This is a genomic window from Cellulomonas sp. FA1, from assembly GCF_000986825.1.
GTDB lineage: Bacteria > Actinomycetota > Actinomycetes > Actinomycetales > Cellulomonadaceae > Cellulomonas > Cellulomonas iranensis.
The window spans coordinates 94,080-115,034 of record NZ_LBMY01000001.1 but is presented as its reverse complement, the minus strand read 5'-3'; the positions used below and the strand labels follow the sequence as shown (position 1 = coordinate 115,034).

The 20,955-nt window shown below is 71.6% G+C and carries 9 protein-coding genes and 3 rRNA genes; 4 read left to right on the top strand and 8 right to left on the bottom strand.

Annotation, left to right across the window (positions count from 1 at the left end):
• Nucleotides 1-13 precede the first annotated feature (13 nt).
• Nucleotides 14-2,194 carry an alpha-galactosidase gene (locus tag GY42_RS00465; RefSeq protein ID WP_236686678.1) on the bottom strand — a complete coding sequence of 727 codons (2,181 nt, stop codon included), beginning with the start codon at nt 2,192-2,194 and terminating at the stop codon, nt 14-16.
• 173 nt (nt 2,195-2,367) lie between these two features.
• On the opposite strand from GY42_RS00465, the gene GY42_RS00460 reads away from it, so the two are divergent.
• The 3 genes from GY42_RS00460 (at nt 2,368) to glgB (ending at nt 8,098) form a co-directional block, all read left to right on the top strand.
• Nucleotides 2,368-4,923: a glycoside hydrolase family 2 protein gene (locus GY42_RS00460; protein ID WP_046527814.1), complete on the top strand. Its 2,556-nt coding sequence runs from the start codon at nt 2,368-2,370 to the stop codon at nt 4,921-4,923.
• Between the two features lie 52 nt (nt 4,924-4,975).
• Nucleotides 4,976-5,818, top strand: coding sequence for a LacI family DNA-binding transcriptional regulator (locus GY42_RS00455; RefSeq protein ID WP_052748140.1), 843 nt, complete (start codon nt 4,976-4,978; stop codon nt 5,816-5,818).
• A 78-nt stretch (nt 5,819-5,896) separates the two neighbouring features.
• Nucleotides 5,897-8,098, top strand: a complete 2,202-nt coding sequence (gene glgB / locus GY42_RS00450; protein ID WP_046527813.1) for a 1,4-alpha-glucan branching protein GlgB — start codon at nt 5,897-5,899, stop codon at nt 8,096-8,098.
• A 417-nt stretch (nt 8,099-8,515) separates the two neighbouring features.
• Here the strand turns inward: glgB and rrf are convergent.
• From rrf to GY42_RS00415, 7 genes are all read right to left on the bottom strand, one after another.
• Nucleotides 8,516-8,632 (bottom strand): 5S ribosomal RNA (gene rrf / locus GY42_RS00445).
• 73 nt (nt 8,633-8,705) lie between these two features.
• Nucleotides 8,706-11,817 (bottom strand): 23S ribosomal RNA (locus GY42_RS00440).
• 412 nt (nt 11,818-12,229) lie between these two features.
• Nucleotides 12,230-13,749 (bottom strand): 16S ribosomal RNA (locus GY42_RS00435).
• The 16S, 23S and 5S rRNA genes sit together here, the layout of an rRNA operon.
• A gap of 722 nt (nt 13,750-14,471) precedes the next feature.
• Nucleotides 14,472-15,410 carry a tetratricopeptide repeat protein gene (locus GY42_RS00430; protein WP_046527812.1) on the bottom strand — a complete coding sequence of 313 codons (939 nt, stop codon included), beginning with the start codon at nt 15,408-15,410 and terminating at the stop codon, nt 14,472-14,474.
• A gap of 133 nt (nt 15,411-15,543) precedes the next feature.
• Nucleotides 15,544-16,575, bottom strand: a complete 1,032-nt coding sequence (locus GY42_RS00425; protein ID WP_046527811.1) for a hypothetical protein — start codon at nt 16,573-16,575, stop codon at nt 15,544-15,546.
• The gene (locus GY42_RS00420; RefSeq protein WP_046527810.1) at nt 16,572-17,882 is read right to left on the bottom strand and encodes a hypothetical protein; all 1,311 of its coding nucleotides are present in this window, start codon (nt 17,880-17,882) and stop codon (nt 16,572-16,574) included. The genes GY42_RS00425 and GY42_RS00420 overlap by 4 nt, the downstream gene beginning before the upstream one ends.
• 40 nt (nt 17,883-17,922) lie before the next feature.
• Nucleotides 17,923-18,429, bottom strand: coding sequence for a hypothetical protein (locus GY42_RS00415; protein ID WP_046527809.1), 507 nt, complete (start codon nt 18,427-18,429; stop codon nt 17,923-17,925).
• 337 nt (nt 18,430-18,766) lie between these two features.
• On the opposite strand from GY42_RS00415, the gene GY42_RS00410 reads away from it, so the two are divergent.
• Nucleotides 18,767-20,938, top strand: coding sequence for a lipoprotein (locus GY42_RS00410; RefSeq protein ID WP_046527808.1), 2,172 nt, complete (start codon nt 18,767-18,769; stop codon nt 20,936-20,938).
• Nucleotides 20,939-20,955 lie beyond the last annotated feature (17 nt).

Genomic DNA, 20,955 nt, shown 5'->3' with positions numbered 1-20,955 from the left:
CCCGCGGCCGTCGTCAGTCGACGCGCGTGGCCCGCAGCAGCACGAGCCGCTCGGGCTGCAGGTGCGGCGGCCGGACGCCGACCTGCCCGAGCACGCGTCCCGTCGTGCGCAGCCCCTCGGGCTCCCACCACGGCACGTGCTGCCACGGCCCGACGACGTCCGCGGGCGCCTGCGGGCGCACGCGGTACGTCGCGTCCGGGTCGAGCCCGGGCAGCGTCACGAGCGCGGCCGGCGCCTGCGCCGAGGACGCCACGGTCGCGATCGCGAACAGCGCGTCGGAGCCGTCCTGCGCGACCACGCCGTGCACGGCGTACGCAGGGTCGACGGGGTCGGCGTGCACGCTGACCCCGGTGTGCAGCAGCTCGCGCACGTCCTTGTAGAGCGCGACCCACGCCGCGAGCTCGGCGCGCTCGGCCTCGTCGGCCTCCCGCAGGTCCCACTCGATGCCGAGGTGCCCGAACAGCGCCGTCCCGGCCCGGAACCCCAGGCCCGCGCGCCGTCCCGTGGAGTGCGCGGTGCCGGAGCCGATGTGCGCACCGATGAGCTCGAGCGGGATCAGCAGGTTGGTCCACGGCTGGATCGTGCGGCGCTCGAGGGCGTCGATGCAGTCCGAGGCCCACACGCGGTCGGTGCGCTCGAGGATCTCGAGGTCGACGCGCGCGCCGCCCGACGAGCAGGACTCGATCTCGACCCGCGGGTGCCGCGCCTTGAGCTCGTCGATCAGCCGGTACACGGCGAGCGTCTGCCCGTGCACGCCGGGCACGCCGTCGGCGCCGTGCCCCGCGTCGAGCAGGTCGCGGTTGTGGTCCCACTTGAGGTAGGCGATGTCGTACTCGGTGAGCAGCGCGTCCAGGCGCTCGAGGATGTGCGCGAACGCCTCGGGACGCCCGAGGTCGAGGACCTGCTGGTGCCGCGCGGGGCGCGGGAGCCGGTCGGGCAGGCGCAGCATCCAGTCGGGGTGCGCCCGGGCGAGGTCGGAGTCCGGGTTGACCATCTCCGGCTCGACCCACAGGCCGAACTGCATGCCCAGGCCCGTGACGTGCGAGACGAGCGGACCGAGGCCGTCGGGCCACACCTCGTCGGACACGTACCAGTCCCCCAGGCCGCGCGAGTCGTCGCGGCGGTCGCCGAACCAGCCGTCGTCGAGCACGTAGCGCTCGGCGCCGACGGCGGCGGCCGCGTCGGCGAGCTCGGTGAGCCGCGCGAGGTCGTGGTCGAAGTACACGGCCTCCCACGTGTTGAGCGTGACGGGCCGCGGCGTGCGGGGGTGCTGGGGCCGCGCCCGGAGCCACGCGTGGAAGCGGCCCGCGAGCTCGTCGAGGCCCGCGGCGCCGTAGGACGCGTACAGCCACGGGCTCGTGTACGACTCGCCGGTGCCGAGGCGGACCTCGCCGGACAGGAGCAGCTCGCCGCCGCCGAGCAGGCCCGGGTGGTCGTGCGCGCGCTGCGCGAGGCTGCGGTGGTTGCCGGACCACGCGACGTGCACGCCCCACACCTCGCCGCGCCGGTGCCCGAGCTCGTCGGTCCCGGCGACCAGCACGTACGGCGTGTCGAAGCCCGTGCGCCCGCGCCGGTTCTCGCGCAGGCGGGTGCCGTGCGTGAACGGCGTGCGGATCGGGTGCCGCTCGCGCGCCCAGTGCCCGCCCATGTCGAGCAGGGTCGTGGCGCGCAGCGGCACGGGCAGCGTCAGCAGGACGCCCTCGAGGTCGTACGTGCCGTCGGCGGTGTTGGTGACGGTCGCGCGCTGGCGCACGACGCCCTGCGGCGTGAGCTCGAGCACGAGCTCGAGCCCCAGCCCCGCCGCCGGGTCGGCGGCCGTCACCGTGACGAGGTCGCCGCCGCCGGCGGTGCGCGCGTGCGTCGCGCGCTCGAGCGCGAACGCGCTCGACCAGCCGCGGCCGCCGCGCGACCCCGTGAGGCCGGGCACGCCCAGCCAGCCGGTCGACTGCTCGGGGAGCACGGACGGCACGACCTCGCCGTCGACCGACGACGCGGCCGGCGCCGAGCGGGCCGCGAGCCGCAGCGCGGCGAGCGCGGCACCGGGCAGGTCGCCGAGGTCGGCGCCCCAGTGCAGCACGCGCGGCAGCCCTGCCGCGAGGTCGAGGACGAGGCTCACGCCCGCCGCGCGCAGGTGCAGCACGTCGGCCGTGTCCAGGGTCGTGGGGGACGTCACGTCGTCGGGACGCAGGGGCACCGCTCACCTCCGGGTGGATTCGTGCGCACCAGCCTAGGAGGAACTCGGCGAAGCGTTGACGGACTAAGTTCAGCAGCCTAACAATGTGGGTGGCTCCTCGGGTCGGACGGCCCGCGAGCGCGCGACGACGCGCGCCCGCCGGGGGCACAGGACCTCCGGGAGCGCGCACGCACATGGACCACCACCTCCTCGACGACGGCTGGACGCTCACGGCCGACCCCGCGACGCTCCCCGACGACCTGCCGGAGCCGCTGCTCCGCGCGCTGCACGACGGCGTCCCCGCGCACGTCCCCGGCACGAGCCACACGACGCTGCTCGACGCGGGGCTCGTCCCCGACCCCTACGTCGACGACAACGAGACGCGTCTCGCGTGGATGCGGCACGTCACGTGGACCTACGCGCGGCCCGTGCGCATCGCCCCCGCGCTCGCCGGCGAGCGCGTCGACCTGGTCCTCGAGGGCGTCGACACGGTCGCCACGGTGCGTCTCGACGACGACGTGCTCGCACGCACCGCCAACCAGCACCGCACCTACCGCGTCGACCTGCGCGCGCACCTGCACCACGACGTCCGCACGCTGAGCGTCGAGCTCGGGTCCGCGCTCGCGCACGCCGAGGCCGAGGCGCGCCGCCTGGGGCCCCGCCCGCTCGCGTACCCGCAGCCGTTCAACATGGTCCGCAAGATGGCCTGCTCGTTCGGCTGGGACTGGGGCCCGGACCTGCAGACCGCGGGCCTGTGGCGGCCCGTGCGGATCGAGCGCTGGCGCGTCGCGCGGCTCGCGTCCGTGCGCCCGCTGGTCACCGTGCGGCCCGACGGGACCGGTGTCGTCGACGTGGTCGTGGACGTCGAGCGGTCGGGGCTGCCCGGCGGCGACGTGCCGCTCGTGGTCACGGCGCGCGTCGCGGCCGCCGAGTCCGTGGTGACGGTCGACGCGGACGCGACCACGGCGACCGCGCACCTCGAGGTGCCGCACGCGCCGCTGTGGTGGCCCGTCGGCCACGGCGCCCAGCCGCTGCACGCGCTCGAGCTCGAGCTGCACGCCGCGGACGCGGCCGCCCCGGCGGGCCCGCGCGCGACCGGCGCGCGCCTGGGTGCGTGGAGCCGCCGCATCGGCTTCCGCACGGTCGAGCTCGACACCTCTCCCGACGACGTCGGCGCGGCCTTCACGCTGCGGGTCAACGGCCGCGCGGTGTTCGTCCGCGGCGCCAACTGGATCCCCGACGACCACCTGCTCACCCGGATCACGCGCGACCGTCTCGCGCGGCGGCTCGACCAGGCCCTCGGCGCGCACCTCAACCTCGTGCGCGTGTGGGGCGGCGGGATCTACGAGTCCGAGGACTTCTACGACCTGTGCGACGAGCGCGGTCTGCTCGTGTGGCAGGACTTCCTGCTGGCGTGCGCGGCGTACCCCGAGGAGTCGCCGCTGCTCGAGGAGCTCGAGGCCGAGGCCCGCGAGCACGTCGCGCGCCTCACGCCGCACCCCTCGCTCGTCGTGTGGAACGGCGGCAACGAGAACCTGTGGGGCTTCCGCGACTGGGGGTGGCCCGACGAGCTCGAGGGGCGCACGTGGGGCCTGCGGTACGCGACCGAGCTGTTCCCGGCCGTGGTCGCCGAGCTCGACCCCACGCGCCCGTACGTCGAGAACAGCCCCGCCTCGCCGGGGTACGACCTGCACGACGTGCACCCCAACGACCCCGACCACGGCTCGCACCACCAGTGGGAGGTCTGGAACCGGGTCGACTACACCGCCTACCGCGACGAGGTCCCACGCTTCTGCTCCGAGTTCGGCTTCCAGGGCCCGCCCACGTGGGCGACCCTCACCCGTGCGGTGCGCGCCGCGGACGGCACCGTCGCCGGCAAGGACCACCCGACCTTCCTGCTGCACCAGAAGGCGGAGGACGGCAACGGCAAGCTCGACCGCGGCATGGCGCCGCACCTGGGCGTCCCCGACGACCTCGCGGACTGGCTGTGGGCGGCCCAGCTCAACCAGGCGCGGGCGGTGCGGTTCGCGATCGAGCACTACCGGTCCTGGTGGCCGACGACCGCGGGCGCGATCGTCTGGCAGCTCAACGACTGCTGGCCCGTGACGTCGTGGGCCGCGGTCGACGGCGACGGGCGCCCCAAGCCGCTGTGGTGGGCGATGCGCGCGGCGTTCGCGGACCGGCTCGTCACGGTGCAGCCGCGCGACGGGCTGGACGCGCTCGTCGTCGTCAACGACACGCCCGTGCTGTGGAAGGGCACGGCCGTGCTCGAGCGCCAGACCCTCGACGGCCGCGTGCTCGCGCGGACCGAGCGTCCGCTGACGGTCGGCGCCTGGTCCGTGGGCACGTTCCCCGTGCGCACGGACCTGCGGACGCCGGACGACCCCGCGCAGGAGGTGCTCGTCGTGACGCTCGACCGCTGCCGCGCGGTCCGCACGTGGGTCGAGGACGTCGACCTCGCGCTCGACCCCGACGCCGTCGACGCTCGCGTCCACCCCGTGCAGGACGGCTACGAGGTGCAGGTCACGGCGCGGTCGCTGGTCCGCGACCTCACGCTGCTGGTCGACCGGCTCGACCCGGCGGCGAGCGTGGACGAGGCGCTCGTGACGCTGCCCGCGGGCGCGAGCGCGACGTTCCGGGTGCGCACCCCGGTCCCGCTGGACGCCGACGCGCTCGTCGCGCGGCCCGTGCTGCGCAGTGCGAACGACCTCGTCGCGGCACGGCGCGCGACGGCCACGCCCACCGCGTGACGCCCGGCCCGCCGCCGGGGACGGTCACGACGTGGCGGCTACGCTGACGGCCGTGGGCGCTGACGCGATCGGACTGGTGCTGGCCCGCCCGGCGCGCATGCTGGGGCTCGAGCCGTTCTTCATGGAGCTCATCGGCGGCATCGAGGAGACCCTGTCGTCCGACGACCGGTCGCTGCTGCTGCACGTGGTCCCGGACCACGACGCCGAGATCGCCGCGTACCGCCGGTGGGGCCAGGGCCGGCTCGTCGACGCGGTCGTGCTCGTCAACCTCGTCGTGGACGACCCGCGGCTCGACGTGCTGCGCACGCTCGGCATCCCCACGGTCGTGGTGGGCGGGCCGGAGCGCACGCTCGACGGGGTCGCGCACGTGTGGATCGACAACGCGCAGGCGATGCGGGACGCGGTGGGGTACCTCGTCGACCTCGGCCACGCGACCATCGGGCGCGTCTCCGGGCCCGCCGACCTCGCGCACACACGGTCGCGGACCGACGCGTTCCTGTCCGAGTGCGCGGCACGCGGCGCGCGCGGCGTGGTCGTCGAGGGCGACTACGCCGAGGCGTCGGGCACCCGCGCGGCACGCACGCTGCTGGGCCGCAACGACCCGCCGTCCGCGCTGGTGTTCGACAACGACGTGATGGCGGTCGCGGGGCTCGGCGTCGCGCACGAGCTCGGGCTGTCCGTCCCCGGCGACGTGTCGTTGCTGGCGTGGGACGACTCGGCGCTGTGCCGGCTCGCGCACCCGCCACTCACGGCGATGAGCCTCGACGTCCACGCGATGGGCGTCCAGGTCGCCGACGCCGTGCTCAACCTCTTGGCGTCGGGTCGCCCGACCACGTCGTCGGCGCCGCTCCCCCGCCTCGTCGCGCGCGGCAGCACGGCCCGCCGCACGCGCTGACCGCGCCGGTCGCGCCCAGGGCACGACGGTGTGCGGCGACCACCTGCGCCGACGCCCCGGGGGTGGTTGGGTAGGCACATGACTGCGGCCGCACCGTCCCCCGTGCCCGTCGACCACGACACGCTCCGTGCCGTCGCGGCCGGGACGTTCTACGACCCTCACGCGGTGCTCGGCCCGCACGTCGGCCACGGCGCCGTCACGGTCCGCACGCTGCGTCCGCTCGCCGACCGGGTGGTCGTGACCACCGCGACGGGGAGCGTCGACGCGCAGCACGAGAGCGACGGGGTGTGGGTCGCGCTGCTGCCGGGCACGGTCGTGCCGGACTACCGCCTCGAGGTCACGTACGGCGGGCACACCACCACGGTGGACGACCCGTACCGGTTCCTGCCGACCGTGCAGGAGCTCGACCGGCACCTGGTCCGCGAGGGCCGGCACGAGCAGCTCTGGCAGGTGCTGGGCGCCAACGTGCACACGTACCCGGGCCAGCTCGGCGAGGTGCGCGGCACGTCGTTCGCCGTGTGGGCGCCCAACGCCCGCGCGGTGCGCGTGGTCGGCGACTTCAACCACTGGCAGGGCGCGACGCACGCGATGCGCTCGCTCGGCGACAGCGGCATCTGGGAGCTGTTCGTGCCCGGCGTCGAGGCGGGTGCCCGGTACAAGTACGAGATCCTCGGGGCCGACGGCTCGTGGCGCCAGAAGGCGGACCCGCTCGCGAAGGGCACCGAGGTGCCGCCCGCGACGGCCTCGGTCGTCGTCGAGTCGCGCTTCACGTGGTCGGACGACGCGTGGATGACCGCACGGGCGGAGCGGGACCCGCACACGGGCCCGTTGAGCGTGTACGAGGTCCACCTCGGCTCGTGGCGGCAGGGTCTGTCGTACCGCGACCTGGCGCACCAGCTCACCGAGTACGTCCTCGAGACGGGCTTCACGCACGTCGAGCTGCTGCCCGTGGCCGAGCACCCGTTCGGCGGCTCCTGGGGCTACCAGGTGTCGTCCTACTACGCCCCGACGTCGCGCTTCGGTCACCCCGACGACTTCCGCTACCTCGTCGACTGCCTGCACCGCGCCGGCATCGGCGTGATCCTGGACTGGGTGCCCGCGCACTTCCCGAAGGACGAGTGGGCGCTCGCCCAGTTCGACGGCACGGCCCTGTACGAGCACCCGGACCCGCTGCTCGGCGAGCAGCCGGACTGGGGCACGTACGTGTTCAACTTCGGGCGCTCCGAGGTGCGCAACTTCCTCGTGGCCAACGCGACGTACTGGCTCGAGGAGTTCCACGTCGACGCGCTGCGCGTCGACGCCGTCGCGTCGATGCTCTACCTGGACTACTCGCGTCAGCCCGGGCAGTGGCGCCCGAACGTGTACGGCGGCCGCGAGAACCTCGAGGCGATCTCGTTCCTGCAGGAGGCGAACGCGACCGCGTACCGGCGCGCGCCCGGCATCATGATGATCGCCGAGGAGTCCACCGCCTGGCCCGGGGTCACCGCGCCGACGAGCGCGAACGGTCTCGGCTTCGGCCTGAAGTGGAACATGGGGTGGATGAACGACACCCTGCGCTACCTGCAGGAGTCGCCGATCAACCGGCGCTACCACCACCACGAGATCACGTTCTCGATGGTGTACGCGTACTCGGAGCACTTCGTCCTGCCCATCAGCCACGACGAGGTCGTCCACGGCAAGGGCTCGCTGTACGGCCGCATGCCGGGCGACCACTGGCAGAAGCTCGCCGGGGTCCGTGCGCTCCTGGCGTACCAGTGGACGCACCCGGGCAAGCAGCTGCTGTTCATGGGGCAGGAGTTCGCACAGCAGGGCGAGTGGGCCGAGTCGCGGTCGCTCGACTGGTTCGCGCTCGACGACGCGTCGCACCGCGGCGTCCAGAGGTGCCTCACCGACCTCAACGCGCTCTACCGTGCGACCCCGGCCCTCTGGCAGCTCGACGAGACGCCCGACGGCTTCGAGTGGCTCGCGTCCGACGAGGCGGACCTCAACCTGCTGGCGTACGTCCGCAAGGGGGTGGGCACGCCGCCGGCCGTCGTCGTCGTGAACTTCGCGGGCGTCCCCCACGAGGGCTGGCGCGTGCCGTTGCCGCAGGGTGGTCGGTGGCGTGAGGCGTTCAACTCGGACGCGGAGATCTACGGCGGCTCGGGCGTCGGCAACCTCGGCGCGGTGCAGGCCGAGCCCGTGACCCACTACGCACGCGCGTGGTCCGCCGAGGTGCGCGTGCCGCCTTTGGGGGCGATCGTCCTGGTCGCCGACGACGCGCCCGCAGACGACGCCTGACGGATCAGCCGCACCCGTCCGCACGGCAGAGGGCCGCACCCCGCTCGGAGTGCGGCCCTCTGCCGTCGATCCTGCGCCGTAGGAGAACCCTGCCGTCGACGCTCTGGCGCACGAGCCCTGCCGTGGACACTCCTCCACACGAGCCCTGCCGTCGATGCTCCGCGGGACGGGCCGGGCGGTGGACACTCCGCAGGCCGGGCCGGGCCGAGGGCACTCCGCCGTACGAGCCCGGCGGCCGACGCTCCGCGTACAGATCCTGCCGGCGACGTCCTGCCGTGCGGGGACAGCAGTCTGCGCCCGGTCAGCCGTGTGCCACGGCCGGTCGCACGCGCTCGGTGCCCGCTCGCGCGCCGCCAGCGGGCCCGGAAACGACGAAAGGCCCACCCCTGTGAGGGGTGGGCCTTTCGTTGAATGATTGTCCGGCGGCGTCCTACTCTCCCACACCCTGGCGAGTGCAGTACCATCGGCGCTGAAGGGCTTAGCTTCCGGGTTCGGAATGGGACCGGGCGTTTCCCCTTCGCTATGACCGCCGTAACGCTGTCGAGTTGTCAACGGGTTCCCGTTGGTTTCTCGGGAACCGCACAGTGGACGCGTAGCAATGAATGAGTTAGTCAAGTTGTCGGCTTATTAGTACCGGTCAGCTGCGGCAGTCTTGAGTCCTGCCTTCCACATCCGGCCTATCTACCCAGTGGTCTAGCTGGGAGCCTCTCGGGGACGAGCCCCGTGGAAACCTCATCTTGAAGCAGGCTTCCCGCTTAGATGCTTTCAGCGGTTATCCCTTCCGAACGTAGCCAACCAGCCGTGCTCCTGGCGGAACAACTGGCACACCAGAGGTTCGTCCGTCCCGGTCCTCTCGTACTAGGGACAGCCCTTCTCAAGTTTCCTGCGCGCGCAGCGGATAGGGACCGAACTGTCTCACGACGTTCTAAACCCAGCTCGCGTACCGCTTTAATGGGCGAACAGCCCAACCCTTGGGACCTACTCCAGCCCCAGGATGCGACGAGCCGACATCGAGGTGCCAAACCATGCCGTCGATATGGACTCTTGGGCAAGATCAGCCTGTTATCCCCGGGGTACCTTTTATCCGTTGAGCGACGGCGCTTCCACAAGCCACCGCCGGATCACTAGTTCCGACTTTCGTCCCTGCTCGACCTGTCAGTCTCACAGTCAAGCTCCCTTGTGCACTTGCACTCGCCACCTGATTGCCAACCAGGCTGAGGGAACCTTTGAGCGCCTCCGTTACATTTTAGGAGGCAACCGCCCCAGTTAAACTACCCACCAGGCACTGTCCCTGATCCGGATTACGGACCGAGGTTAGATGTCCAGAGCGACCAGAGTGGTATTTCAACGTTGACTCCACCGACACTGGCGTGCCGGCTTCACAGTCTCCCACCTATCCTACACAAGCCGCACCGAACACCAATACCAAGCTATAGTAAAGGTCCCGGGGTCTTTCCGTCCTGCTGCGCGTAACGAGCATCTTTACTCGTAGTGCAATTTCGCCGAGTTCGCGGTTGAGACAGCGGAGAAGTCGTTACGCCATTCGTGCAGGTCGGAACTTACCCGACAAGGAATTTCGCTACCTTAGGATGGTTATAGTTACCACCGCCGTTTACTGGGGCTTAAATTCTGAGCTTCGCTCCGAAGAGCTGACCCGTCCTCTTAACCTTCCAGCACCGGGCAGGCGTCAGTCCGTATACATCGTCTTGCGACTTCGCACGGACCTGTGTTTTTAGTAAACAGTCGCTTCTCCCTGGTCTCTGCGGCCCTCCACGCTCACCACCGCATGGGTGGATCACGCTTGAGGCCCCCCTTCTCCCGAAGTTACGGGGGCATTTTGCCGAGTTCCTTAACCACGATTCTCTCGATCGCCTTGGTATTCTCTACCTGACCACCTGAGTCGGTTTGGGGTACGGGCGGCTAGAACCTCGCGTCGAAGCTTTTCTTGGCAGCATAGGATCACCCATTTCCCGCATACGCGGTACCCGTCGGTTCTCAGGCTTCACCAGGTGCGGATTTGCCTACACCTGACCCTACGACCTTGGACGTGGACTACCATCGCCACGCTGGGCTGCCTTCCTGCGTCACTCCTGTTAATACGCTTACCTACTACCGGTTCGGGTCCCGTGCTCCCCTGCCCCGGTGTCCCGAAGGACGATGGGGCAGGCTCGGACGGTTAGCATCACCGGGCTCGGTATGGGCGGTTCTTCGCCGGTACGGGAATATCAACCCGTTGTCCATCGACTACGCCTGTCGGCCTCGCCTTAGGTCCCGACTTACCCAGGGCGGATTAGCCTGGCCCTGGAACCCTTGGTCATTCGGCGGACGGGTTTCTCACCCGTCATTCGCTACTCATGCCTGCATTCTCACTCGTGCCGCCTCCACCACTGGGTTTCCCCGCGGCTTCGCTGGCGGCACGACGCTCCCCTACCCATCCACACGACTGAACCACGAAGGCTTGTCTCGAGTGTGAATGCCACAGCTTCGGCGGTGTGCTTGAGCCCCGCTACATTGTCGGCGCGGAATCACTTGACCAGTGAGCTATTACGCACTCTTTCAAGGGTGGCTGCTTCTAAGCCAACCTCCTGGTTGTCTGTGCAACTCCACATCCTTTCCCACTTAGCACACGCTTAGGGGCCTTAGCTGGTGGTCTGGGCTGTTTCCCTCTCGACTACGGAGCTTATCCCCCGCAGTCTCACTGCCACGCTCTGGCTTACCGGCATTCGGAGTTTGGCTAACGTCAGTAACCTGGTGGGGCCCATCGGCTATCCAGTAGCTCTACCTCCGGCAAGAAACGCGTGACGCTGCACCTAAATGCATTTCGGGGAGAACCAGCTATCACGAAGTTTGATTGGCCTTTCACCCCTAACCACAGGTCATCCCCCAGGTTTTCAACCCTGGTGGGTTCGGGCCTCCACGCGGTCTTACCCGCGCTTCACCCTGCCCATGGCTAGATCACTTCGCTTCGGGTCTAGAGCACGCGACTAAAGACGCCCTATTCGGACTCGCTTTCGCTACGGCTTCCCCACACGGGTTAACCTCGCCACGTACCACTAACTCGCAGGCTCATTCTTCAAAAGGCACGCCGTCACCCCTGCTAGGGAGGCTCCGACGGATTGTATGCACACGGTTTCAGGTACTATTTCACTCCCCTCCCGGGGTACTTTTCACCTTTCCCTCACGGTACTTGTCCGCTATCGGTCACCAGGTAGTATTTAGGCTTACACAGTGGTCTGTGCAGATTCACTCCGGGTTTCTCGGGCCCGGAGCTACTTGGGATCCCCTTCGGGAGGCCACGCCATTTCGTCTACGGGGGTAACACCCTCTGTGCCGGGCCTTTCAATGCCCTTCGACTATGACGCGACTTTGTAACTCCCTGCTGCTTCGGCAGAAGCAACGGAAAGGTCCCACAACCCCGTACGCGCAACGCCTGCCGGCTATCACACGCGCACGGTTTGGCCTGATCCGCTTTCGCTCGCCACTACTCACGGAATATCTCTTCCTGCCGGTACTGAGATGTTTCACTTCCCGGCGTTCCCTCCACTCACCCTATATATTCAGGTGAAGGTCACCACACATGACTGTGGCGGGGTTTCCCCATTCGGAAATCCTCGGATCACGGTTCGTTTGCCAACTCCCCGAGGCTTATCGCAGGCTACTACGTCCTTCTTCGGCTCCTGGTGCCAAGGCATCCACCCTGTGCACTTATAAACTTGACCACAAAGATCATTCAAAGATGCTCGCGTCCACTGTGCAGTTCTCAAGCAACCACCGGTCACCCCCAGCCCCCGGCGCCTACCGCACCCGCACCCGCACCACCCCTTGCAGGGCGCCACCAGCGCAGATCCAGCGGTTCGACCGGACCGAAGGTCCCGACCAAGGCAACACCCCCTCACGGGCTGTTCCCTCAGGACCCAACAGCGTGCCAGGCCGACCCGCACCGAACCGGTGAGCATCCGTTCCCTCCCACCAGGCGAACCTGACGGCGTACTAGGAGCCACCGACCCAACGAGTCGGCCAGTAGTCGATGTTCCACCCTTGAGCACCACCCCGGCCGCGTTCGGACCGAGCGTGGGCCTGGACAACCACCCCGCCCCATGACAGGACGACCAGCTGCCAGATGCTCCTTAGAAAGGAGGTGATCCAGCCGCACCTTCCGGTACGGCTACCTTGTTACGACTTAGTCCTAATCGCCAGTCCCACCTTCGACGACTCCCCCCAAACGGTTGGGCCATCGGCTTCGGGTGTTACCGACTTTCATGACTTGACGGGCGGTGTGTACAAGGCCCGGGAACGTATTCACCGCAGCGTTGCTGATCTGCGATTACTAGCGACTCCGACTTCATGGGGTCGAGTTGCAGACCCCAATCCGAACTGAGACCGGCTTTTTGGGATTCGCTCCACCTCGCGGTATCGCAGCCCTTTGTACCGGCCATTGTAGCATGCGTGAAGCCCAAGACATAAGGGGCATGATGATTTGACGTCATCCCCACCTTCCTCCGAGTTGACCCCGGCAGTCTCCCATGAGTCCCCGGCATAACCCGCTGGCAACATGGGACGAGGGTTGCGCTCGTTGCGGGACTTAACCCAACATCTCACGACACGAGCTGACGACAACCATGCACCACCTGTACACCGACCTTGCGGGGCGCACATCTCTGCACGTTTCCGGTGTATGTCAAGCCTTGGTAAGGTTCTTCGCGTTGCATCGAATTAATCCGCATGCTCCGCCGCTTGTGCGGGCCCCCGTCAATTTCTTTGAGTTTTAGCCTTGCGGCCGTACTCCCCAGGCGGGGCACTTAATGCGTTTGCTGCGGCACGGAATCCGTGGAATGGACCCCACACCTAGTGCCCAACGTTTACGGCATGGACTACCAGGGTATCTAATCCTGTTCGCTCCCCATGCTTTCGCTCCTCAGCGTCAGTTGCGGCCCAGTGACCTGCCTTCGCCATCGGTGTTCCTCCTGATATCTGCGCATTCCACCGCTACACCAGGAATTCCAGTCACCCCTACCGCACTCTAGTCTGCCCGTACCCACTGCAAGCCCCAGGTTGAGCCTGAGGTTTTCACAGCAGACGCGACAAACCGCCTACGAGCTCTTTACGCCCAATAATTCCGGACAACGCTTGCGCCCTACGTATTACCGCGGCTGCTGGCACGTAGTTAGCCGGCGCTTCTTCTGCAGGTACCGTCACTCTCGCTTCTTCCCTGCTGAAAGCGGTTTACAACCCGAAGGCCGTCATCCCGCACGCGGCGTCGCTGCATCAGGCTTGCGCCCATTGTGCAATATTCCCCACTGCTGCCTCCCGTAGGAGTCTGGGCCGTGTCTCAGTCCCAGTGTGGCCGGTCGCCCTCTCAGGCCGGCTACCCGTCGTCGCCTTGGTAGGCCATTACCCCACCAACAAGCTGATAGGCCGCGAGTCCATCCTCCACCGATAAATCTTTCCAGACGCTACAGATGCCCGTGCGTCTCGTATCCGGTATTAGACCCCGTTTCCAAGGCTTATCCCAGAGTGAAGGGCAGGTTACTCACGTGTTACTCACCCGTTCGCCACTGATCCCCCCAGCAAGCTGAGGTTCACCGTTCGACTTGCATGTGTTAAGCACGCCGCCAGCGTTCGTCCTGAGCCAGAATCAAACTCTCCGTGAATGTTCATCAGCCACTCACCAGCCCGAAGACCAGCAAGCAACAGACACCACAAAGAACCCCCTCGAAAGAGGGCATCAACTGGCATCATCCCCGAACCAGACCCACGGGGGTGGACCTGATCCGAGCTCGACACCACTTACATGGCATCGACTACTTGGCACACTGTTGAGTTCTCAAGGAACAGACGCGCATCCCGCTGACCCTGTCGGGTTCTGCTCGGAGGCAACCGTTCAAACTTATCTGATCGCTTGCTCCCTGTCAACTTCAGCTTGTCGCTGTCGTCGACCGGTCGCCGAGGTCCTGGGACCCGGATCGGATTCGCCCTGGCCTCACCCCGTGGGGTTCGGCGCCTGGAAGACCTTACCGGATCGTCAGTCCCTCTCGATCCACCCGGTGTCCGTCGCCGCCGGGCACAGAAGTGCCTCGACGAGATGTGGTCCGGGGTGCCTACCCGGGGGACCGACCACCGAGTCCTGCTCGGTGTCCGTTCCTCCCTGCCGGGCGGCCTGGAGAAAGTTACGCACACTCGCGCCAGGATGCAAGTCGACCCCCGAAGAGCCCTCTGACCTGGGCTTTCGGGGGTCGACGTCGGTCATCGGCCGTCACAACGAGGCGCGGCACGCGGTCTCGGGACCGGCGGCACCCCGCACGACGCGAGAAGCGTCGTGCGGCGCACCCCGCCGCGACGCGTGCTCGGCCCCGGCGACCGAGGGTCCGGACGCTCAGTACAGGGCCGACGCGAGCGCACGACGCGCCGCGACCACGCGGGGGTCGTCCGTGCCGACCACCTCGAAGAGGTCGACGAGCCGCACCCGCACCCGCTCGCGCTCGTCACCCGTCGTGCGCCGCACCAGGTCGACCAGGCGCGCGAACGCGTCCTCGACGGCGCCGGCGAACAGGTCGACGTCGGCCACCGCGAGCTGTGCGTCGACGTCGTCGGGCGCAGCGGCCGCCGCCTCGCGCACGGTGCGCTGGTCGAGCCCCGCCGTGCGCTCCATCAGGCCGACCTGCGCGAGGCCGGCACGTGCCATCGCGTCGCGGGGGTTCTCCCGGAGCGCCTGCTCGTAGGCGGCGCGCGCGGCCGGCAGGTCGTCGCGCTCGATCGCCTCGTACGCGGCCTGGTGGAGCGGAGGCAGGGTCGGCTCGGGCTCGGACTGCTCGGGGGCGACCTCCCCCGGAGCGACCCGCCCGGTGATGCCGTTGGCCTCCGCCGCCGCCAGCAGCTGGTCGAGCACGCCCCGCACCTGCTCGCGCGGGTGCGCGCCCTGGAACAGCGGCACGGGCTGCCCGCCCAGCACCGCGACCACCGTCGGCACCGACTGCGCCTGGAACGCCGCCGCCACCTGCGGGTTGGCCTCGGCGTCGATCCGCGCCAGCAGCCACCGGCCGCCGTCCTCCGCCGCGAGCGTCGACAGCTCGGCCGCGACCTGCTGGCTGACCTCGCTCCACGCGGCCCACAGCACCACGACCACGGGGTGCTGCGTCGAGGACTGCACGACCTCGGGGAACGCCGCCTCGTCGACGTCGCGCACGTAGGCCGTCGGCACCGGGAGCCCGCCGGGGCTGCCCGGGGGCGGCGTCGCCGGCCGCGCCAGGGCGGACAGGTCGACGGCTCCTCGCGCATCCAGCCGGGGTCGGGGCTGCTGCGACGGCTGCGACATCAGGTGCTCCTCGGTCTCGTGGTCACTCGCTGTCCTGCGGCGGCACCGGCGGACGCTGCGCGCGTCACGGCACCGGGGGCGATTCTGCCCGGTCGGCCCGGGGTCCGGCACACCGGGCCCCGGGCACGTCGCGTCACTGCACCGACGCTCCCGTGACCGCCTGCTCACCCGCGAGGACCTGCACCTGCGCGCCGCTGCCGGCCGGCGGCACGTACATGACCACGACCCCGCCGAAGACCCGGGTCAGGCTGGTGCCCGCAGTCGTCGCGCCACCCGCCAGCCGCGAGTAGAACGGCTCGACGTCGATCTTGCCCCCGGGCTCCGTCAGCGCGAACGTCGTGGTCGTCGACAGCTCGCCGACCACGATCGCGCCGCCGTCGACGGTCTGCAGCGCGACGACCGGCTCCGCGCCCGCCTGGTACGACTGCGTCAGCGTGGCCGCGTCGCCCAGCGGCGTGGCACGCTCGGCGCGCTCGGACTCGACCGCCGTCCGGAACGCGTCGGGCGCGAACGACCCCGCGAAGGACGACGCGTCGCCGTGGGTGAGGACGTCGGTGTACTGCGTCAGCGCCTCGGCCGGGGTCATCAGCAGCCCCTCGGCGTCGGGCGCGAGCGTCGGGCTGCCCACCTCCGGCGCGGCCGTCGGCGGCATCGTCACGCCCGGGAGGAGCCGCGCCCACCCCCACATGCGGTACGGGTCGCGCGGACCGTCCTGCCGCAGCACGAGGATGCGCGGCGCCTGCAGGTCGTCGGGCTGCTCGGTGACGACAAGCTGGGTGCGCGGCCACGCGTCCGTCTCCGGCACGATCAGCGCCTGCTCCTCGAACGGCAGCACCGTGGGCGGGCGGCCACCCTCCGTCGCGGCGTTCCGGACGTACTCCGCCGTGCGGATGGCGAGCGCCGGGCCCTCGAGGCGCGCCGGCAGGCCGGCCGGGTCGTTCGCGACGTCACCCGCGGCCACGACCTCGGCGACCGCGTCGAGCACGCGCTGGGACTGGGCGACCGACACGGCCGGCGGCGGTACGGCCGGGACCGGCTCGGGCGTCGCCTGCGGCAGCGGCGTCGCGCAGCCCGCGAGCACGGCGAGCGGGGCGGCGGCCAGGACGAGGCCCCGGACGGTCGCTCGTCGGGGCGTCGTCCGCGCGCGGACACGTGTGGCGGTCATCGGCCCTCCTCCGGGGAGTCGTCGTCGGTCGGCAGCGGCGGCAGCCCCCACGCGCGACGCCACGCGTCGGCGCGCGAGGCCGCCGGGTCGGCACCCGCGGCGTCACGACCCGCGGCACGCGGCCCGGGGGGCGTCGGCGCGTCGCGCAGCCAGGCGGGTCGCGGGGCAGCAGCGCCGGACGTCTCCCCCGCGCGCTCCTCGGCCCCCTCGGGGCCGGTCGGCGTCCGGGGCGCCCGCGAGTCGGGTGCGCGCCCGCCCGCGTCGGGCCCGTCCGCACGGCCGACCACGGCACCCGGGGGCGGCGGCACGGGAGCCCACCCGGGACGCGCCGTGCCGTGCGACGCGCCCTGCGCCGTCTGCCGTGCCGTGCCGTGCGGGTCCTGCGCCGTCGGGGCCGCCGGCGTGCCCGGTGCCGCCCGCCGGGAGTCCGCCGCCGCGCCGGCGCCGGGTGCGGAGTCCGGACGACCGCTGGTCCGCGCCTCGCGCGCGACGTCACCGCCCGCGACGGGCGCCGAGGGTGCGGCGCCCGACGGGCCCACGCCCGGGGACGGCTTCGGGGCGCGGCTCAGCCACGCCGGTCCTGGCGTCGTCGGGGACGCCTCGGGGCCAGCCGGGCCGCGGACCGGGTCACCGGCGGGCCCGCGGTGCCGCGCGTCGTCGGGCCGGAGCGCCGTCGAGCCGGGGCCCTGCGCGACCGACGGCGGACCATCGGGGACAGGCCCCTCCGGGACGGGCCGCACCTGCGTGGAGCCCTCGGGGCGGGACGCGTCGTCCGGTGCCGCGCCGGCGCGACGCGCGCGACGGCCGGCCCCGGCGTCCTCGGCGCCGGTGGGCGCGGAAGAGGTCGGCGCCGCGGGCGCGTCGTCGGGCCGCGGGGCCGTCTCGTCGTGCCGGGGCGTCTCGTCGCGCGGTGCGGCGACACCGGAGTCGGCGAGCGCGCCGTGCGCGGCGAGCTCGCGCAGCTGCCGCCGCGTCAGCTGGACGGGCGCGCCGTCGGCGCCGACCGTCGGCAGCGGGCCCGTCAGCACCGGGGTCCAGTCGGCCTCGGGACCACGGCGCGCCCGGCGCAGGTCACGCACCAGCAGGGCCGCGGCCAGCACGACCAGCAGCGAGCCGACGCCCACGGCGGGCCACAGCCACGGCGTCGTGACCTCCTGGGGCCACGCGAGCGACACGCGAGGGGCGGAGCCGTCGGTGCTCACGGCGAGCACGGTCCAGCGCCCCGGCTGCTGGGCCCACGTCAGCTCGGCCTCGCCGTCGCCCGACGCCTCGACCACCCACATGTCCGAGCCCGACGGGTTCGGCACGGCAGCCGCGGCGGCCGGCTCCTCGGGGGTCGCCTGCGCGTCAGCCGGGGCCTCGCCCTCCGGGGCGGCCTCGCCGTCCGCGGGGCGGCCTCGCCCTCCGGGGCGGCCTCGCCGTCCGCGGGGCGGCCTCGCCCGCGGGCGCCTCGCCCTCGGGCGTCGCCTCGCCGTCGGCGGGCGCCTCTCCCTCGAGCGTCGCCTCATCCTCCGGGGTCGCTTCGGGCGCCGGGGCCGCGACGTCCTCGGCCGCGAGCTCGTGCCAGCCGGCCAGGCCGGTGACACGCTGGTGCGCGTCGTCGCCCACCCACCCGTCGACGTCGGTGTCGCGCCCGACCGCGAGCACGACGGGGCCGTCGGCCTCGACCCGGACCGTCACCTCGGACGCGGCGAGCTCGAGCACGCCGGGCTCCGTCACGACGATCGGCGCGTCGGCCCGCAGGTCGGCGACGAGCACGTCGTCGGCACGCCACAGCGTCGCCGAGGCCACGCCGAGCGCGATCACGACGGCGCCCACGAGCCCCACGAAGGCGATCACGAGTCGCTTGAGCACGCACAGTCCTCTCCGCAGACGAACGATCCAGGATAGGCGGACCCGGCGCCACGGGCCGAACCGGGGCGGATCCGGCGCCGCTCCCGCCCACGACCCCGACGCGGTGCGCACGCGACGTCCACATCGCACCGGACGGCGCGCGCCGCACCCGTCGCCGACGGGCCGTGGCCGCGCGACCTGCGCGTCGACTCCCGGACGACCGTCCTGCCCGGGGGCGTCGCGGGACCGCAGCACCCTGGTCAGGGCGTGCCCGCCGCGTATCCTTGCGGGGCACCGGCGCGCCGAGGACTCCCTCGGCCACCCCGCCCGCCGGGCCCCCGTCCCAGGAGGATCCCTCGTGCCCGAAGCCCGGAACCCGTTCCCCGTCGTCAGCTTCCGCGGCTACGACCGCGACGCGGTCGACGAGTCCGTCGCCTCGCTCGAGCAGGCGCTGGCGGAGGCGCGTGCCCAGGTCGAGGCTCTCGACGCCGAGAAGCTGCGCGTCGCGGGCGAGCTCTCCGAGGCGCACCGCCAGCTGCGGGAGGCCGAGCGGCCCACCTACTCGGGTCTCGGGTCGCGGATCGAGCAGCTGCTGCGCTCGGCGGAGGAGCAGTCCTCCGACGTCATGACGCAGGCGAACGCGCAGGCCGCCGACGCCCTCGCCCGCGCGAAGCTCGCCGCCGGCCAGCTGCGCGCCCGCGCGGAGAACGAGGTCGCCGAGCTGCTCGCGACCGCGCGCCGCGAGGCCGAGGAGGTCCGGACCACGGCGCACGCCGAGGCCGAGAGCTCGGTGGCCGCGGCCCAGCGCCGCGCCGAGGAGCTGGTCGGGAGCGCCGAGCGCGAGGCCGCGCGCATCCAGAGCGCCGTCGCGACCGAGGAGAGCGAGCGCCGCACGTCGCTCGAGCGGGAGCTCGGCACGCTGCGGGCGCGGGTCGAGCACGAGGCGACGCAGCTGCGGATCGCGACCGAGCGCACGGCGACCGAGCTCCGCAGCCGCACCGAGGCCGAGACGACCGCGCTGCGCGAGGAGACCGAGCGGTACGCGCAGGACCTGCGGCAGAGCGCCGACCAGGAGACCACCGAGCTGCGGCAGCGCGTCGAGGCCGAGGTGGCCGCGCTGCGCGGCGACGCGGACCGCTACGCGGCCCGCGTGCGCTCGGAGGTCAACGCCGAGGTCGCCGCGTGGCGGCAGTCCGCCGCCGAGGAGACCACGGCGCTGCGCGCCGCCGCGGCCGAGTACGCCGACGCGACCCGCGCGGCCGCGGACCGCGACGCGACCGCGCTCCAGCAGCGCGTCGCGGCGGAGGTCGCGGCGCTGCGCACCGAGGCCGAGCAGTACGCCGCCTACGTGCGCGCGACCGCCGAGCGCGAGGCCGGCGAGCTCCGCGCGTCGACGTCGGACGAGATCGCCCAGGCACGCGCCGAGGCGGAGGACGCCGTCGCGACGCTGCGCACCGAGTCCGAGCAGTACGCCAGCCAGCTGCGCGCGCTGGCCGACCGCGAGACCACCGAGCTGCGCGAGCGCACGGGCCACGAGGTCGCGCACCTGCGCGAGACGGCGCAGCGCGAGACCGACGAGCTGCGCTCGACGACCGAGCGCGAGACCGCCGAGGCGCGGGCCGCCGCCGAGCGGGAGACCACCGAGCTGCGCGAGCGCACGCGCCTGGAGGTCGAGCGGCTGCAGACCGAGGCGCGGCGCGCGATCACCGAGGCGACCACCGAGGCGCGCACGCGTGCCGGTGAGCTCGTGCACCGCGCCGAGCAGCAGCTCGCCGACGCCGAGCTCGCGATCGCCGCGCAGCACGAGGCGGCCGAGAAGCAGGACGCCGACCGTCATGAGTCGGCCCGCGTCGAGACCGAGCGGCTCGTCGCCGACGCCGAGTCGCACGCGCAGGAGGCCGAGGAGCGCGTCGCCAAGGCCCTCGCGCACGCCGAGAAGGTCCGCACCGACGCCGAGAAGCAGGCCGCCGAGCTGCTGTCGAACGCGCGCCGCAACGCCGACCGCGTGGTCGCCGAGGCCCGCGAGCACGCCGAGAAGCAGATCTCCGACGCCATGACGGAGTCGGAGCGCGAGCGCACGACCGCGACCCGCCAGGTCGAGGACCTCAACCGGCAGCGCGAGTCCATCACGTCCTACCTCGACGAGCTGCGCAACCTGCTCGGCACCAACCCCGACCGTGCGGCGCTCGAGAAGGCCGGGCGCATCGAGGAGCGGTTCGAGAAGGACCAGGCGCAGGGCAAGGCACGTGGCGGAGCCGCGGGCACCGACGCCGAGAGCGCCGGTACCACGCGCAGCACGCAGGGCGACGCGGCGCCGGCGCGCGCGGCCAAGCCCGCCGCGAAGGCCACGCGTCCCACCAAGGCGCGGCCGGCCCCGGTCTCGGCGGCCGTCCCCGTCGTCCCGTCCCCGGCGGCCGACGCGGAGCGGGCCGAGGAGCCGGCCGACGCGACGGCGAGCGACTCGCCCGCGGACGCCGCGGCGCCGCAGGGCGCGTCGGCGGACGGCGCGAAGGACGCCGCGGCCCGCTGACCGGCGGGTCCAGGTCG

Coding starts and splice junctions, on each gene's coding strand:
- GY42_RS00460 (WP_046527814.1), top strand. CDS start 2,368: ATGGACCACCACCTCCTCGACGACGGCTGGACGCTCACGGCCGACCCC.
- glgB (WP_046527813.1), top strand. CDS start 5,897: ATGACTGCGGCCGCACCGTCCCCCGTGCCCGTCGACCACGACACGCTC.
- GY42_RS00430 (WP_046527812.1), bottom strand. CDS start 15,410: ATGTCGCAGCCGTCGCAGCAGCCCCGACCCCGGCTGGATGCGCGAGGA.
- GY42_RS00425 (WP_046527811.1), bottom strand. CDS start 16,575: ATGACCGCCACACGTGTCCGCGCGCGGACGACGCCCCGACGAGCGACC.